The organism is Diaphorobacter sp. HDW4A (assembly GCF_011305995.1).
Taxonomy (GTDB): domain Bacteria; phylum Pseudomonadota; class Gammaproteobacteria; order Burkholderiales; family Burkholderiaceae_C; genus Diaphorobacter_A.
The window spans coordinates 150,431-166,457 of record NZ_CP049910.1 but is presented as its reverse complement, the minus strand read 5'-3'; the positions used below and the strand labels follow the sequence as shown (position 1 = coordinate 166,457).

Here is a 16,027-nt window from a genome sequence, read left to right as displayed (position 1 = left end):
CCCTTGCTGTGCAGTGCTTGGTCTGGATCTCAGACATGAGCGCACAGCGTGGCCGGCTCCGGTATCTGCGTCCGGTTGTCCGTTGCGAGTGGAGAAGTCAGCGACGAGCACAGCCACACGCGCCAAGCTCCTGCAGCGTGGCGACGTGGTACTCGGAACTGATGGGTGCCTTGCGGCGGGGTGATAGCCCTGCTTCGATCAGGCCGCTTTGGCCAGGGCCGGGCGGTTCTTTCGGAAGGCGTTCTTCACGACGATCTTGCCGTCCTTGAAAGTAAAGATGTCGACCATGCGCGCTTCCACCCGTGAGCCGTCGGCGGCCGTGCCCTTGAAGGTGCTCTCGGAGACACCCCGGTCACCATTCACCCAGTGGTCGCCATCCAGCCATGCGGCGTCGGGGAATGCACCCCAGGCGGCCATGAAGCCTTCGCGGACCTGCTCGCGGCCCACGAAGCTCTTGCCCAGTTCATCGGGGCCTGCGACCGCGTGGAACACGCAGTCATCTGCCATGAAGCTCATCAGCGCGTCGATGTCGTGCTTGTTCCATGCGTCGGCAAAACGTGCCAGAAATTGCGCATCGGGTTGGTTGGCGCTGTTGCTCATGCTGTCTCCTTGTCCTTCAAAAAGCATACTGCCGTGCGCACAGAAAAGCGGCGCGCGGCAAACGAAACGATGGAGCGGATATTAGGCAAGCTGGCAAGGCTTTCGTAGAACCAGCGCGGACCTATCGTTAAGTCCAGCGATTTTTGCGAACAAAACCGTCCTGTCTGGACCTATGGAAACTTCTCCTCTGGCGCTAACTGCGCTGCAGACGGCTGGATATGCTGACCTCCACTGTCGCAATGCGTTCTTTTCTTTTTGCCCGAGCGCATGGTGACGACCCGGAATTCAGAACTTTTGGACATTGACGCCGTCAGCGACCGCCGCGGCGCAAAAAGGAGACCCCACGATGAAGGCAGAGGACGTGCGCCCCAGCTACATGCGCCCTTACGACCCACAGTACGACCCGCTCGTCATGCCCAATCCGGGTCAGGGTACGGGTTATGCACCTACTTACTGGGTGGGTACGGCAGGCGTTCCGCCCGAAGATGACGGCCCGATCTCCGGCGACATCGAAGCCGATGTGGTCATCGTCGGCTCGGGCTTCACGGGCCTCGCCACCGCCCTCTTCCTCGCTCGCGAACATGGCATCAAGGCCATCGTGCTCGAAGCCAACCAGAGCGCCTGGGGCTGCACCAGCCGCAACGGCGGTCAGGGCCAGAACGCCAGCGGTCGCCTGTACCGCTCGGGCTGGGTCGAGCGCTGGGGCAAGGAAACCGCACTCCAGCTCGACGCCGAAATCCGCGAAGGCTTTCAAACCTTCAAGGATCTGGTCGCGGAATTTCCCGAATGCGAACCGCAGCCCGGCGGTCACCTCTATATCGCCCACCGCGAAAAGAAGATGGACTTTCTGCGCAGCGAAACCAAGCTGATGCGCGATGTCTTCGGCTACGACGCCAAGATGCTCAGCAAGGAAGACGTGCAGCGCGACTGGGTGAATGACGCTGACAGCTTCGGCGCCATGCACGAGCCCGATGGCATCGGCGTTCACCCACTCAAGCTCGCCTTCGCCTACATGCGCAAGGCCCGTTCGCTCGGAGTGAAGATTCACCCCGCAAGCCCCGTGCTCGATGTGGAAACCAAGAACGGCGTGCACTATCTGCGTACACCCGGCGGCGTGGTCAAGGCCAAGTCGGTGGGCTTCGCGACCGGCGGCTACACCAGCAACAAGCTGCACCCGCAGCTGCGCAACAAGATCATGCCGATTCTCTCGAACTCGCTGGTCACGCGAGCGCTGACACCCGAGGAACTCGAAGCCACAAACTTCAAGACCACGCAGGTCATCACCGACACGCGCACGCTGCGCTTCTACTACCGCCGCCTGCCCGACAACCGCGTTCAGATCGGCAGCCGCAGCGCCATCACCGGTGCGGACGCACCGAACCCGGTGCACATGGCAAAGCTCGTGGACGGCCTGCACCTCAAGTTTCCGGCACTCAAGGGCATCAAGATCGATTACTCGTGGTGGGGCTGGGTGGACGTGAGCCACGACATGATGCCGCGCATCACACAGCCCGATCCCAAGGAATCGATCTTCTACGCAGTGGGCTACGGCGGCAACGGCGTGTCGTTCTCTGCACATGCCGGTCGCCGCATGGCACAGCGCATCGCGGGCAAGCATCTGAAGGCGTTCGAGCTGCCCATCTACAACTCGCCACTCGAATACCCGAACGTGTTCAACACGGTGCGCGCCGAAGCGTTCGCACCCTTCCGACGCATGGGCCAGCGCTTCCTCTACCACTGGTATCACTACCAAGACGAGCAAGGCTGATCCGCGCCATTCAAAGGTCGTAAACGTAGCTCCCGCTGCGATTTCCGGAGGCTCATTCCGCAAGGAAGGAGTCTCCTTTTTTCTTTTATTTTCAACAACTTAAGAATTTTCATTGGCACGTGTTTTGCAGTGCAACAACAACTCCGACACGGCCGCTCCAAAGCCGTGCATGGAGCCTCTTGTTCAACTCTTGCGAGCACATCAGTGAAAGCACCTACCCGTCACCTATGCACGTCCGGCGCGCACTTTCCATCCCGCGCTGCACCATCGCGATGCACGCTCTGTGCAAGGCTTTGCGGGCTACGCGCCCCATCCTCACACTCGGTTGCATGGTCGCGTTTGTTCAACAAATCTTGCCCCGATAAGCCACTGGACCTAACGATAGACACCAACTGGCCCTACAGCCTGCACTCGGTTGCTCACTACAGTGCAAATGGAAAGCTCACAAATACACGTGTGCGGGCTTTCGGATTCGGACCAGAAAAGGGGTCGTCAAGGTATACAGGAGTGATGTCGGCAGGGAAGTGTTTTTCTGGTTTTGTAGTTCAACCGATTTCGTTCTAAAACAATGGAGACAAGCAAAATGACAATGCAAAAACGGTTTGTGCTGAAGGCAGGCATCGCAGCGGCAGCGCTGGCGATCACGGGGGCCGTGTGCGCCCAGCAGAAGACAGTGACGTTCGCGAACCAGGACATGCTGGTTCCGCTGCGTCTGGTCATGGAGTCCGGTGAGATCGAGAAGGAGACCGGCTACAAGATCAACTGGCGCATGTTCTCGGGCGGCGGCGACGTGATCCGTGCCATGGCCTCGGGCGACGTGCAGATGGGAGAACTCGGCTCGAGCCCGCTCACCGCTGCAGCCAGCCAGGGCCAGGACATCAAGCTGTTCTGGGTCTCCGCCGACATCGCCAGCGCCGAAGCCCTGGTCGCACGCGACGGCAGCGGCGTTACCAGCCTGAAGGGCATGGAAGGAAAGCGCATCGGCGTGCCTTTTGTCTCCACTGCGCACTACCAGCTCATCGCAGCGCTGGGCAAGGAAGGCGTGGACGCGCGCAAGGTCAACATCATGAACATGCGCCCACCGGAAATCGCCGCCGCGTGGGAACGTGGTGACATCGACGGTACCTTCGTGTGGGACCCGGTGCTCGCCAAGGTCAAGCAAAAGGGCAAGGTGCTGGCCACTTCGGGCTCCATCGCGCAAATGGGTTTCCCGACGTTCGAAGGCATCGTGGTGACATCGAAGTTCGCCCAAGAAAATCCGGAATTCATGGTCGCCTTCGTGAAGGCTCTGAACCGCGCGAGCGCTCAGGTCCGTGACAACCTCGCCAAGTGGACACCCGAGTCGAGCGAAGTGAAGGCCATCGCCAAGTGGTGCAAGGCCGACGCCAAGGACGTACCTGCCGCCATGGCGCTGTACAAATTCCCGAGCGCCGAAGAGCAGCTCAACGCACAGTGGCTGGGCGGCGGCGCGGCCAAGGCCATGAGCAACACCGCGACCTTCCTGAAATCGCAGGGCCGCATACAGGAAGTCAAACCCGACTATTCCGCATTCGTCACTGACGCGTATGTGAAGAAGGCGCTGAGCAAGTAAGCCACGGCATCGCGAACGGCCGCCTCGATCTCCTGCTCCAACCGGAGGCGGTGGCGACCTTGGATCACTCACCTACGTCAATTTCTTTTGGAGAGCGGTGTCATGCCAACTCTGGACATACGCGAACTGACCGTCAACTACGAGGTCAAGGGCGGCCATCTGCAAGCCCTCGCGCCCGTCAACCTGACCATGCATGACGGCGACTTCGTCGTCGCGCTGGGAGCATCAGGCTGCGGTAAAACTACATTGCTCAACTGCATGGCTGGCTTTCTTGCGCCCTCGAGCGGCGAGATTCTGCTGGATGGCAAACCCATTCAAGGCCCCGGTGCGAATCAGGGCGTGGTGTTTCAAAAACACGCCCTGATGCCGTGGCTCAACGTGGTCGACAACGTCGCGCTGGGTCTGCGCATGCGCGGTGTCGATTTGAAGACTCGCACCCAGATCGCCGAGGAAAAGCTCGGTCTGGTCGGTCTGCAGAACTACACCAAGCGCGCGGTCTACGAACTCTCGGGCGGCATGCAGCAGCGCGTGGGTATCGCCCGTGCGCTGGCCAACGACCCCGCCCTGCTGCTCATGGATGAACCCATGGGCGCGCTCGATGCCTTCACCCGCGAACAGGTACAGGAAATCCTGCTCAGGGTCTGGAAGGCCACCAACAAGATGGTGTTCTTCATCACCCACTCTGTCGAAGAAGCGCTGTTTCTGGCAAGCCGCCTCATCGTCATGAGCCCCAGCCCCGGACGCATCTCGCATGTCTACGACGACATGCCTTTCTGCCACGATTTTCTGCGCACCGGCGACGCCCGCGCAGTCAAGTCGCGCCCTGATTTCATCAAGATGCGCGAAGAAGTTCTGAGCCTGATTCACCACCGGGAGACAGATCATGTCTGAAGCCGCCACCATGACCAATATCCCCGTCAGCACCCCCAAGGCCACGCGCGTCAGCCCCCAGCAGACGCCTCCTTCACAACCCAAGGGGCCCGTGAAGACCAGCCGTTTCAAAACACCGGGCGAAGGCTCCAGCGTCGGCATCAGCATCGTCACCGTGATCGTGCTGCTCGCGCTGTGGTTTGCAGCCACCAATCTCGGCTGGGTCAAACCGCTCTTCCTGCCAAGCCCGCAAGCGGTCTTTCAGCAGTTCTATGAGTACCTTACCGGGCAGGCCAACGATAAACCGCTGTGGCAGCATTTTTCTGCCAGCCTGCTGCGCGTGACAGTAGCGTTCTGGCTGGCCTTCATCGTCGCCGTGCCGCTTGGCATCGCAATGGGCATGTCCCGCGTGGCACGCGGCATCTTCGATCCACCAATCGAGTTCTACCGCCCACTGCCACCACTGGCCTACCTGCCACTGATCATCATCTGGTTCGGCATCGACGAAACACCCAAGATCCTGCTGATCTTTTTGAGCTGCTTCGCGCCACTGGCCTTGGCCGCCCGCGCAGGCATGCGCAGCGCTGCACAGGAGCAGATCAACGCGGCCTACTCCATGGGTGCGAGCTACTGGCAGGTGATCCGCTACGTGATCATCCCCGCCGCGCTGCCGGATATCCTGATCGGCATGCGCATCGCGATCGGATTCGGTTGGACGACCCTGGTCGCCGCCGAAATGGTAGCCGCCAACGTCGGTCTGGGACAGATGGTGCTCAACGCATCGAACTTCCTGCGTACCGACATCGTCATCATGGGCATCATCGTGATCGGCGTAGTGGCGTATATATTCGACCTGTTCATGCGGTGGGTGGAGAAGCGTCTGGTTCCGTGGAAGGGACGCATGTGATCCGACCTGTGGGGTGAGGAGTCGGTGCCCTCCTCTTCTACTCTTTGGCCGTCATCTTTGTGATGGCCGTTGACGGGGGCACCTTTGGGGCAGGTGATGGCGGGTTTACAGCACGCCCGTCTCCTTGCGGATAGTGATTCGGGCGGCTCCATTGGCCGCCCGTTTTTTTGATTCTGTTGTGGGGTTGCTTACGGAGGCCGGGACGGCCCCCGGCAGGGCAATCACTTTTTGCTTGCGCGCAAAAAGTAATCAAAAACGCGCTTTGAAGTCATCCGGCGGAACTCGCGGCGTTCCTTCGTCACTCTGCTCGGACAACCGCCGGAAATCAGTTTGGAAAGAGGCTTGTTCGGCACATCGCTACGCTCGTGTCGGGGTGTTTGTGGAGTTGGGTTGGAGCGCAAACGCCCACTGCTCTTTTTTTCGAAGATGATTTCGCTGTTGCTCGCAAATCGCGCGGCACGAGCGCAGCGACGTGCCGAATGTTCCTCTTATGAAAATTCTGACTCGCGGCGGTTGCCTGAACGAAGCGACGCAGTCGCGAAGTGAGTTCTGCTGCGGGTATTAAAAGCGCGTTTTGGGTTACTTTTTGCGCGCAAGCAAAAAGTGACTCCGCCGCCGGGCGGAACTCCCGGCCTCCGCCCTCAACAAAGCCAGCCAGCTAGCCAGCAAAAACTCACCCCCGACACAACAACTCAGCAACGCCCAATAACAAAGCCTCATCCACATGCTGATGTAAATCCACAGCCAACCGCTGACGATAAAACACCCCCAAATCCAACCCCACGCCCAAGGCGCAGACTTTGACATCCCCCGCCCGCTCCCGCGCAGCAAGCACCTGCCGCAGATGCTGATCGAGGTAATGCTCATCGTTCACCTGGTGCGTGGCGGTATCCATAGGGCAGCCGTCAGAAATCACCATGAGGATGCGGCGGCGTGCAGGTTGGGCGAGCAGGCGTTGGCAGGCCCAGTCGACCCCTTCGCCGTCTATACCTTCGCGAAAGATGTCGGGTCTGCGCAGGGCTGCTATGCCGTGGCGGCCGTGGCGCCAACGTTTTGCTGCATCTTTGAAAATGATGTGCAAGCGCTCGTTAAGACGGCCGGGAAATTGCGGTTGACCCGCCTTTTGCCAGTCGCGGCGCACGCGGCCGCCGTTCCAGGCATTGGTGGAGAAGCCCAGCACTTCGACGCGCGCACCGGCCATGTCGAGGGCGCGGCCGAGCACGTCAACGAGGATGGACATGGGCTTGGAATAGCTCTTCATTGAGCCCGAGCAGTCGAGCAAAAACGTAACCGCCGTCTCGTTGATCGGGCACTGCATCTCGTCCTTGAAGACCTCGCGCAGTTGGGGGTCGCTCACGAGTTGCGAAAGGCGTCCGGCGTCGAGATGGCCCTCTTCCAGGCCGAAGTTCCAGCCGTCGCGCTGATGGGTTGCAAGGCGCTGTTGGAAGTAGCGCGCAATGCGGCCGACGTGCAAGCTGGAGCGGGCGATTTCGTCGTCCATCTGCTCACGGAATTCAACGAGCTGGGCATGGCGGATCAGCTCGGTTGCGGGTTCTTCGCGGTCGTACTTTCGGGTGAACACTCGGTAGGTCTGCGCCGAGCTGGCCCAGGCGCGGCTGTCACCGGTCTGGGCGAGGGGGAGTTCGTCGAGATTCTGCGATTCGAAATGCAGCGGCAGTGCAAAGCTGCTGCGGCGCTTGGGGTTGCCGTTACCGCGCGGAGCCTCTTCCTGCGCGGCGCGCACGGCCTCGCCCACCCAGCGGGCCACCGCGAGTGCGGGTTCGCTGAAGGCGGTCTGGTCGTCGCGGTGGCGGCGCAGTTGCACCCAGTAGCGACCAAGGTGCGGCGACATGCCCATGCGCGTGGCTTCGATGGCGTCGGACATGCGATCGGGCATTTCCTGATCAGTCAATCGACTCCATGAGACCAGCGCCACGGCGAACAGCAGAATGCCCAGATCGCTTTCGGTGAGCCCCGAATCCATGAACGATTGCGCCCAATGCAGAAAGCGCAGCCGCATGTTCTCGCGCGCGCCGGGCCAGGTGACGGGCACGAGGCTTTCCACGCGCAGTTGTTCGAGCAGCTCGAAGATCAGCCGTTCGATGGGATCGGCGGGCAGGTGCGTGCGGTGCAATTGCGCATCGCTCAGCGACAGGCGCAGGCCCACGCTGTCGAGCAGGCCGCGCTGGTCGGCGAGTTGGGCGGGAACGTCGGCATGGTGCGCGGCGGGCAAGGCCTGCGGCGTGGTGCCTGCGTACAGCGTCTGGCCGCTCCATTGCAGCGATGCGTCGCCGGTGATGGCACGCAGCAGTGCGCCGCCCCAGGCTTCCATTTCTGCAAGCGTCGGATCGTGGGGGTTGACGGGCACCTTGGGAGCTTCGGGCAACGACGTATCGCCGATCAGCTCCTGCCCCATCTCAGCCAATGTGCACCTGCAGGGCTGGGTCGTCGGCGCGCGCGTTCAGCTCCTGGCCGAAGCAGCGCTGAAAGTATTCGGCGACGATGGTGCGCTCTGCTGGCTCGCACTTGTTGAGGAAGGTGAGTTCGAACGCGAGTTTCACGTCGTGAAAGATCTGCGTGTTCTCGGCCCAGGTGATGACCGTGCGCGGCGACATCAAGAGCGACAGGTCGCCCACGGCAAAGCCCTTGCGCGTGAGGTTGGCGAGCGCCACCATCGCGTCGATCTGGTGACGGCCCTGGGCCGTGTCCATTTCCGGCACGCGGGCGAGCACGATGGCGGCCTCTTCGGCGGGCGGCAGATAGTTCAGCGTGGTCACCAGATTCCAGCGGTCGAGCTGGGCGTGGTTGAGCATCTGCGTGCCGTGATACAGGCCCGAGAGATTGCCCTGACCGAGCGTGTTCATCGTGGCGAACAGACGGAAGAAAGCATGCGGTTGGATCACGCGCTTCTGGTCGAGCAGCGTGAAACTTCCCTCGCGCTCGAGCACGCGCTGGATCACGAACATCACATCGGGACGGCCCGCGTCATATTCATCGAACACGATGGCGACCGGGCGCTGCAGCGACCACGGCAGGATGCCTTCCTGGAACTGCGTGACCTGCTTGCCATCCTGCAGCGTGATGATGTCCTTGCCCACCAGATCGAGGCGGCTGATATGACCGTCGAGATTCACGCGCACGCAGGGCCAGTTCAGGCGTGCGGCGACTTGTTCAATGTGTGTGGACTTGCCCGTGCCGTGCATGCCCTGGATGACCACGCGGCGGTTGTGTGCAAAGCCCGCGAGGATCGCCATCGTCACCTGCGGGTTGAAGCGGTAGGCCGTGTCAATGCGCGGCACATGGTCGCTGCGCTCATCGAACGCGGGCACACGCATGTCAGTGTCGATGCCGAACACCTCGCGCACGCTAACGGTGGAGGTGGGCTCAAGGGAGGTCAGGTCAGTCATCATCTGCTCCAGGTGGAACATCGTCGTTGATGCGGGCAATCGCTTGCGCTGCGGCCTGCAGCTTGGGGAGAAAGGAGAGCGCCTTCTCTTTCGAGAAACGCATGATCGGCGCCTGCACCGCCAACCCCATATTGGAGTTGCCGTTGTGCGATGGCACCAGCACGCCGAGGCACAGCAGGCCCGGCAGGAATTCTTCGTTGTCGAATGCGTAGCCCTGATCGCGCACCTTGTCGAGTTCAGCATCTACCACGTCGAACGTAGTCAGCGAGTTGTTGGTGAAGCCCTCCAGCGGAGCGGCCGACAGAAGACGGCGGCGCTGCGCAGGCGCCATCTGGCTGAGGAACAGCTTGCCGGTAGCCGAGCAGTGTGCGGGCACACGCGAGCCGGGTTGCAGATAAAAGCGCAGCGGTGCGGGCGTTTCCACGCGATCGAGATACAGCACCTCGCTGCCCGAGAAGGCGGTGATGTTGCAGCTCTCGCCCAATTCATTCACCAGATGGCTGAGCACCGCATGGCGCGCACCATGGGTGGTGTTGTTGAGCAGGACGTTCTCGGCCAGACGCATCAGGCGGCGGCCCGTGGCGTAGTGGCGGCCGTTGCCTTCGCGCTGCAGGATGCCTGCGGTTTCGAGCTGCGTGAGCATGCGGTGCATGGAGGGCTTGGGCAGACCGGTTTCTTCCACGATGGACTGCAGCGTGAAAGGCGTGTCCTTCTGCGCGATGACCTCCAGAAGCGCAAACAGACGCAGGTTGGGTGTGTCCCCATCCAGTTTGGTCGTGCTGATGTCGGTGTTCTTCATAACGCCATCGATCATATTGAGTTCCGTTTTTTGAGTCAATTTATTCCGAAAAAAGAAATTTCTTGCTTTTTGGCGAACGCATACCTTAGACTTGCGTCCGTAATTTCTTTTTTTGGAACTTTAAGTTCCGTTTTTCCATCTTCCTCAAGGAGACAAAGATGACCAAAGCCCAAGCTGACAATCGTAAGGTGGTTGAAGGCGTCACCAAGATGACCCCGTCCGAAGCCTTTGTGGAAACCTGCGTTGCCAACGGCGTGACCGAAATGTTCGGCATCATGGGTTCGGCCTTCATGGACGCCATGGACATCTTCGCGCCCGCCGGCATCCGCTTGATCCCCGTGGTGCACGAGCAAGGCGCCGCCCACATGGCCGACGGCTATGCCCGCGTCTCGGGCCGCCACGGTCTGGTGATCGGCCAGAACGGCCCCGGCATCTCCAACTGCGTGACCGGCATCGCCGCCGCTTACTGGGCACACAGCCCCGTCGTGATCGTGACGCCTGAAACCGGCACCATGGGCATGGGCCTTGGCGGCTTCCAGGAAGCCAACCAGCTGCCGATGTTCCAGGAATTCACGAAGTACCAAGGCCACGTGTGCAACCCCAAGCGCATGGCTGAATTCACCGGCCGTTGCTTCGACCGCGCCATGTCCGAAATGGGACCGACGCAGCTCAACATCCCACGCGACTACTTCTACGGCGAAATCGAGTGCGAGATTCCAAAGCCCATGCGTGTGGACCGTGGCCACGGCGGCGAAGCCAGCCTGGAAGCAGCCATCGAACTGCTGAAGACTGCCAAGTTCCCAGTCATCCTGGCTGGCGGCGGCGTGGTGATGGCCGATGCCGTTCCTGCGGCACAAGCGCTGGCTGAACGTCTGGGCGCACCCGTGGCCACTGGCTACCTGCGCAACGACGCATTCCCCGCCAAGCACCCGCTGTGGGCCGGCCCTCTGGGCTACCAAGGCTCCAAGGCCGCCATGAAGCTGATCGCTCAGGCCGACGTGGTGATCGCTCTGGGTTCGCGCATGGGCCCATTCGGCACACTGCCACAGCACGGCATGGACTACTGGCCCAAGACCGCCAAGATCATTCAGGTCGAAGCGGACCACACCAACCTGGGTCTCGTGAAGAAGATCTCGGTCGGCATCAACGGCGACGCCAAGGCTGTCGCTGAAGAGCTGGTCAAGCGCCTGGCCAACGTGAAGCTGGACAGCGACGCCACCAAGGCCGCCCGCGCCGACACTGTTGCCAGCGAAAAGGCGGCATGGGAAAAGGAACTGGACGGCTGGACGCACGAGCGCGACGCCTACAGCCTGGACATGATCGAGGAAGCCAAGAAGGAAAAGACGCCTACCGGCGGCGAGTACCTGCACCCACGTCAGGTTCTGCGCGAACTGGAAAAGGCGATGCCTGCCCGCGTGATGGTCTCCACCGACATCGGCAACATCAACTCGGTGGCCAACAGCTACCTGCGCTTTGACGAGCCACGTTCGTTCTTCGCACCCATGTCGTTCGGCAACTGCGGCTACGCACTGCCCACCATGATCGGCGCCAAGTGCGCAGCGATGGACCGCCCTGCCGTGGCCTACGCTGGCGACGGCGCATGGGGCATGTCGATGATGGAAATCATGACCGCTGTGCGTCACAACATCCCGGTCACCGCCGTGGTGTTCCACAACCGCCAATGGGGTGCCGAGAAGAAGAACCAGGTGGACTTCTACAACCGCCGCTTCGTCGCGGGCGAACTGGAAAGCGAAAGCTGGTCCGAAATCGCCAAGTCCATGGGCGCTGAAGGCATCGTCGTCGACAAGCTCGAAGACGTGGGCCCGGCTCTGAAGAAGGCCATCGACATGCAGATGAATGAAGGCAAGACCTGCGTCATCGAAATCATGTGCACACGCGAACTGGGCGACCCGTTCCGCCGTGACGCGCTGGCCAAGCCAGTCCGTCTGTTGGAAAAGTACAAGGATTACGTGTAATCCCCCTGAGTCGCTGCGCGCCTTCCCCCCAGGGGGACGCCGCCAGTGCTGCGGGGCGGCCCTTGCACGGCGGCTGCTGGCCTGAGCGCCGCGCCGTGCATGGATTCTGCCCTGAACAGGAAATCACATTCCGGCTTGCCGGGATGTGCCCTCACCCCAGCCCTCTTTCATGCTTGCATTGCATTGACCGAGAGGGCTGGGGTGAGGGTGACAGCGGCGTTGGAAAGAGCGCAACGTCAGGCACCAGACAACAGAACAATCAACCATTCAACGGACTGGAGACATCGCCGTGGCTTCCAACCCCAATCTCACCGTCGCCGTGGACAACACCGCGCCCAAGCCCCGCCCGCATCTGGATCGTTTGATCGCACTGGCCCGCGCCAAAGGTGCGATTCCCGTGGCCGTCGCCTATCCGTGCGATGCGGGTTCGCTGCAAGCCGCGCTGCAGGCGGCGGATGCCGGCCTGATCAAGCCCCTGCTCGTGGGCCCGAAGGAACGCATCGAAGCCGCTGCGGCGCAGGCCAGTCTCGATCTGGGCCAAGCCGACATCCACAGCACCGCCGACGACCCACGCGCCGCCGCCGCACAAGCCGCAGCGTTGTGCCGTGACGGTGCCGCCAAGGCGCTGATGAAGGGCAGCCTGCACAGCGACGAACTGCTGGGCGCGGCTGTCGCCAAGGAATCGGGTCTGCGCGGCGGTCGCCGTGCGAGCCATGTGTTCGTGATGGACCTACCCGGCTACGAGCGCCCGCTGCTCATGACCGACTGCGTCGTCAACATCTTCCCCGACCTGATGGCCAAGCGCGACATCGCACAGAACGCCATCGAGCTGGGCAAGGCCATCGGCATCCAGACACCGCGCGTGGCGGTGCTCTCAGCCGTGGAAACCGTCAACCCCGCCATCCCCGGCACGGTCGATGCGGCGGCGCTCTCCAAGATGGCGGATCGCGGCCAGATCACCGGCGGCATCGTCGATGGCCCGCTCGCGTATGACAACGCGATCTCGCTGCGTTCGGCGCAGAACAAGGGCATCACGTCCGAGGTGGCAGGTCATCCCGACGTGCTGCTGGTGCCCAGCCTTGAGGCCGGCAACATGATCTACAAGCAGTTGGTCTACATGGCGGATGCCGAATGCGCGGGACTCGTGCTCGGCATGCGAGTGCCCATCGTGCTGACCAGCCGGTCCGATTCCGTTGAGGCACGGATTGCGTCTTGTGCGCTGGCGGTGCTGGCAAGCTGACTCCTCAAAACCCAAGTTGCTTTCGAAGTCGACCCCCTGCAAGGGTCTTGTATGTGCCGGAGCCCTTCAATGTGCTCCGGCATTTTTTTGCTTTTGTGTTTGCTTGGTTTGGTTGGGTCGGTCGTTTGGGGGGCGGCAATACAGCCTCTCATGCGTTGTTGTCGAAGCCTTGCCGTATCGACATACTGTCTGCGGCTTCACGCCTAGCCTGAGGGGCTGTCTTGCCGTTGGGGCTAGCGGCTCGGACTCTCACTGCGCTTCGTGGGGCCGCTCCGGCTGGCGGGTGCGGGTACAGGTCAGTTCTTTCTCAAACAGCGATGCTGGCGCCGTTGACTGCTGCTGCGTTGTCCGATGCGAGGAAGCCAATGGTCTGCGCGATTTTTTCCGGTGACGTCCATTGCGTGAAATCGGCGTCGGGCATGTCCTTGCGGTTTTGCGGTGTGTCGATAATGCGGGGCAGGATGCAGTTCACGCGCAGCCCTTGCGCCTTGAACTCGGCAGCGAAGGATTCTGTCAGGCGGATCTCGGCGCTTTTGGAGGCGCAATAGGCCGCCATGTTCGCGCCGCCGGTGAGAGCAGACTGGGCGCCGATGTTGATGATGCTGCCCGCGCCCTGCGCGACCATTGTGGGGACGACGCCGTGCATGGTCTTGAAGACCGAGCCTGCGTTCAGTGCCATCAGGTGTTCGTACTGTTCAACCGCATCGGCGGCAATCGACGAGCCCATGCTGAAGCCGCCCGCGATGTTGCAGAGCACGTCGATGCGGCCGAAGCGCTGCAGCGTCTGCTCACATGCTGCGCGGATGCTGGCGGCGTCGGTCACGTCGCAGGCGATCGCCAAGAGGCGCGCATGTGCATCGCCAAAGCGTGCCTGCAGATGCTCCAGATGCCGCTCGAGCGCCACGACCTGGAAGCCCTGCTCCAGCAGATGCGTGACCACGGCGGAGCCCAGTGCGCCACCCGCTCCTGTGACGATGGCGGTTTTGCTTTCGTTGTTCATGAAGTAGATGCCTTTGTTCGCTTGCGCGGGTTCTGAATCGGAATGCGCTCATCATGGCATCGAGAGAGACGCATTCCCTGCATGCCCATGCACGCAGGCGGGATGCTGAATTCCTTCACTCCCTCATTGCGGCTGCGCCTGCGGCCCGCGCACCAGGCCGCCCGGCAGCGCCCCCGTCGCCTCACCGTTTCGCATGATGACCTCGCCGCGCTTGAGCGTCGCCACATAGCCCTCGGCGGTCTGATTCAGGCGACGTCCACCAGCAGGCAGATCAAAAGCCACATACGGCGGAGGCAGGCGCAGCTTGTCGAAGTCGATGATGTTCACATCGGCCAGATAGCCCGGCGTGAGCTGGCCCCGATCACGCATGCCGTAGATCTGCGCGGTGTCGCGGGTCTGTTTCTTCACGATGTGCTCGAGCGACAGACGCGGACCGCGCGCACGGTCACGCACCCAGTGGGTAAGCATGTAGGTTGGCATGCTCACGTCGCAGATGTAGCCGCAGTGCGCGCCACCATCGGCCAGGCTCATCATGGTCTGCGGATGCTGCAGTTGCGTGTGCAGCTGACTCAGGTCGTTGTAGGCGTAGTTGAAGCTCGGGAAATAGATGATGCCCTTGCCGTCCTGCGCCATCAGCATGTCGTAGGCGATCTCAAGCGGACTGCGTCCATCGCGCTTCGAAATCGATTCGATGCTGAGCTCCTGCGGCGGCTCGTAGTCGGGCTCGGAACCGAGCGCGTACATCTTCTGAAAGCTCTGCGTGAGATAGGCGAGCCGCGAATCGAACTCGGCCGATCCGAGCAGCGCCTGCATGTCGGTGAGCTGCGCGCGCACCTGCGGATCGCGCAGACGCTGAAGCTTTTCTTCCCACGCGAGCGGTGCGAGCTGCTTCCACACATCGTGCGCCATGAAGGGATGAATCGAGCCCTGCCACGCCATGAGAATGCCCGCTGGCCGACCGGCCACCGCGCCATAGATCGGCACGCCGTCGCTGTGCGCCTGATCAAGGCTCTGCAGCAGCCTGCGCCAGTTCTCCGCCGTGCCATCGGTCTGCACCAGCGCGAAGGCCACAGGCAATTGGTTGTCCATGGCGATCTGGCGCAGCCATGGGAACTCCGTCTCCATCTGGTAGTGGTTGGACGTCATCTGGAACACGCCGTGCCCCACTTCCTTGATCGCCTTGGCGATACCCAGAATCTCGTCGGGCGTGGCGAAAGTGCCCGGCGGGAACTTGCGCGTCTCGTACTTGTGGATGAAGGTGCGGGTGGTGGAGAAGCCCAGCGCACCGGCCTTCAAGCCGTCCTTCACCACGTTGATCATCTGCCGGATGTCGTCGGGCGTGGCCTCGTCGTGCGTGATGCCGCGCTCGCCCATCACATAGGTGCGCACGGCGGAGTGCGGAATCTGCGCGCCCACGTCGAGCGCACGCGGCATGCGCGCCAGCGCGTCGAGGTACTCGGGGAAGGTCTCCCAATCCCAGCGGATGCCTTCCGACAGCACGGTGCCCGGAATGTCCTCCACACCTTCCATCACGCGGATCAGCCAGTCGCGGCGATCCGCCTTCACCGGCGCAAAGCCCACGCCGCAATTGCCCATCACCACGCTGGTCACGCCGTGGTCGGTGCTTGGGCTCAGGTAAGGGTCCCAGGTCGCCTGCCCATCGAAATGCGTGTGCACATCGACCCATCCCGGAGTGACCAGCGCGCCATTCGCGTCGATCTCCTGTTTGCCCGCAGACAGCTTGCCGCCGACTGCGGCGATCTTTCCATCCTGAATCCCCACATCGCCTTCAAATGCTGGCTGGCCGGTGCCGTCCACAATGCGGCCGCCTCGAATGACTGTATCGAACATGACTTCTCTTCCTTTGTC

At 61.8% G+C, this 16,027-nt stretch carries 12 protein-coding genes; 6 read left to right on the top strand and 6 right to left on the bottom strand.

Translation table 11 applies throughout. The annotated features are described in order from the left end of the window. Positions 1-198 precede the first annotated feature (198 nt). A complete protein-coding gene (locus G7047_RS00770) occupies positions 199-600 on the bottom strand; it encodes a nuclear transport factor 2 family protein (RefSeq protein WP_166299791.1) in 402 nt (133 codons plus the stop codon). Between the two features lie 346 nt (positions 601-946). Between G7047_RS00770 and G7047_RS00765 the strand changes: the two genes are divergently transcribed. The 4 genes from G7047_RS00765 to G7047_RS00750 all read left to right on the top strand — a co-directional run bounded on the left by G7047_RS00765 (position 947) and on the right by G7047_RS00750 (position 5,736). Next, positions 947-2,368 (top strand): FAD-binding oxidoreductase, encoded by a 1,422-nt coding sequence (locus tag G7047_RS00765; protein WP_166299789.1) that lies wholly within the window; start codon positions 947-949, stop codon positions 2,366-2,368. 583 nt (positions 2,369-2,951) lie between these two features. Beyond that, positions 2,952-3,959 carry a taurine ABC transporter substrate-binding protein gene (tauA, locus tag G7047_RS00760; protein WP_166299787.1) on the top strand — a complete coding sequence of 336 codons (1,008 nt, stop codon included), beginning with the start codon at positions 2,952-2,954 and terminating at the stop codon, positions 3,957-3,959. 102 nt (positions 3,960-4,061) lie between these two features. After that, the gene (locus G7047_RS00755; protein ID WP_166299785.1) at positions 4,062-4,850 is read left to right on the top strand and encodes a taurine ABC transporter ATP-binding protein; all 789 of its coding nucleotides are present in this window, start codon (positions 4,062-4,064) and stop codon (positions 4,848-4,850) included. A gap of 10 nt (positions 4,851-4,860) precedes the next feature. After that, entirely contained in the window at positions 4,861-5,736 is an 876-nt protein-coding gene (locus G7047_RS00750) for an ABC transporter permease subunit (protein WP_371813909.1), read from the top strand. Between the two features lie 673 nt (positions 5,737-6,409). Here G7047_RS00750 and G7047_RS00745 read toward each other — a convergent pair. From G7047_RS00745 to G7047_RS00735, 3 genes are read right to left on the bottom strand one after another with little or no spacing between them, the layout of a single operon-like run. After that, on the bottom strand, positions 6,410-8,152 hold the full coding sequence (locus tag G7047_RS00745) for a cobalt chelatase (protein WP_166311796.1): 1,743 nt from the start codon (positions 8,150-8,152) through the stop codon (positions 6,410-6,412). Position 8,153: 1 nt separating this feature from the next. After that, on the bottom strand, positions 8,154-9,143 hold the full coding sequence (locus G7047_RS00740) for an AAA family ATPase (RefSeq protein ID WP_166299781.1): 990 nt from the start codon (positions 9,141-9,143) through the stop codon (positions 8,154-8,156). Continuing rightward, the gene (locus tag G7047_RS00735; protein WP_166299779.1) at positions 9,136-9,957 is read right to left on the bottom strand and encodes an IclR family transcriptional regulator; all 822 of its coding nucleotides are present in this window, start codon (positions 9,955-9,957) and stop codon (positions 9,136-9,138) included. The genes G7047_RS00740 and G7047_RS00735 overlap by 8 nt, the downstream gene beginning before the upstream one ends. 143 nt (positions 9,958-10,100) lie before the next feature. On the opposite strand from G7047_RS00735, the gene xsc reads away from it, so the two are divergent. Then, entirely contained in the window at positions 10,101-11,918 is a 1,818-nt protein-coding gene (gene xsc, locus G7047_RS00730; protein WP_166299777.1) for a sulfoacetaldehyde acetyltransferase, read from the top strand. Positions 11,919-12,207: 289 nt separating this feature from the next. After that, complete coding sequence (locus G7047_RS00725) at positions 12,208-13,158, top strand: bifunctional enoyl-CoA hydratase/phosphate acetyltransferase (protein WP_166299775.1); 951 nt, start codon at positions 12,208-12,210, stop codon at positions 13,156-13,158. A gap of 307 nt (positions 13,159-13,465) precedes the next feature. Here G7047_RS00725 and G7047_RS00720 read toward each other — a convergent pair whose 3' ends face one another. Beyond that, positions 13,466-14,158, bottom strand: a complete 693-nt coding sequence (locus G7047_RS00720) for an SDR family NAD(P)-dependent oxidoreductase (protein ID WP_166299772.1) — start codon at positions 14,156-14,158, stop codon at positions 13,466-13,468. Between the two features lie 123 nt (positions 14,159-14,281). Then, on the bottom strand, positions 14,282-16,009 hold the full coding sequence (locus G7047_RS00715; RefSeq protein ID WP_166299770.1) for an amidohydrolase family protein: 1,728 nt from the start codon (positions 16,007-16,009) through the stop codon (positions 14,282-14,284). Positions 16,010-16,027 lie beyond the last annotated feature (18 nt).

Excerpts from the sequence above, each read along its gene's own strand:
- G7047_RS00740 (WP_166299781.1), bottom strand. The coding sequence starts at position 9,143 with ATGACTGACCTGACCTCCCTTGAGCCCACCTCCACCGTTAGCGTGCGC.
- G7047_RS00745 (WP_166311796.1), bottom strand. The coding sequence starts at position 8,152 with ATGGGGCAGGAGCTGATCGGCGATACGTCGTTGCCCGAAGCTCCCAAG.
- xsc (WP_166299777.1), top strand. The coding sequence starts at position 10,101 with ATGACCAAAGCCCAAGCTGACAATCGTAAGGTGGTTGAAGGCGTCACC.
- G7047_RS00765 (WP_166299789.1), top strand. The coding sequence starts at position 947 with ATGAAGGCAGAGGACGTGCGCCCCAGCTACATGCGCCCTTACGACCCA.
- G7047_RS00715 (WP_166299770.1), bottom strand. The coding sequence starts at position 16,009 with ATGTTCGATACAGTCATTCGAGGCGGCCGCATTGTGGACGGCACCGGC.
- G7047_RS00735 (WP_166299779.1), bottom strand. The coding sequence starts at position 9,957 with ATGATCGATGGCGTTATGAAGAACACCGACATCAGCACGACCAAACTG.
- tauA (WP_166299787.1), top strand. The coding sequence starts at position 2,952 with ATGACAATGCAAAAACGGTTTGTGCTGAAGGCAGGCATCGCAGCGGCA.
- G7047_RS00770 (WP_166299791.1), bottom strand. The coding sequence starts at position 600 with ATGAGCAACAGCGCCAACCAACCCGATGCGCAATTTCTGGCACGTTTT.
- G7047_RS00755 (WP_166299785.1), top strand. The coding sequence starts at position 4,062 with ATGCCAACTCTGGACATACGCGAACTGACCGTCAACTACGAGGTCAAG.
- G7047_RS00720 (WP_166299772.1), bottom strand. The coding sequence starts at position 14,158 with ATGAACAACGAAAGCAAAACCGCCATCGTCACAGGAGCGGGTGGCGCA.
- G7047_RS00750 (WP_371813909.1), top strand. The coding sequence starts at position 4,861 with ATGACCAATATCCCCGTCAGCACCCCCAAGGCCACGCGCGTCAGCCCC.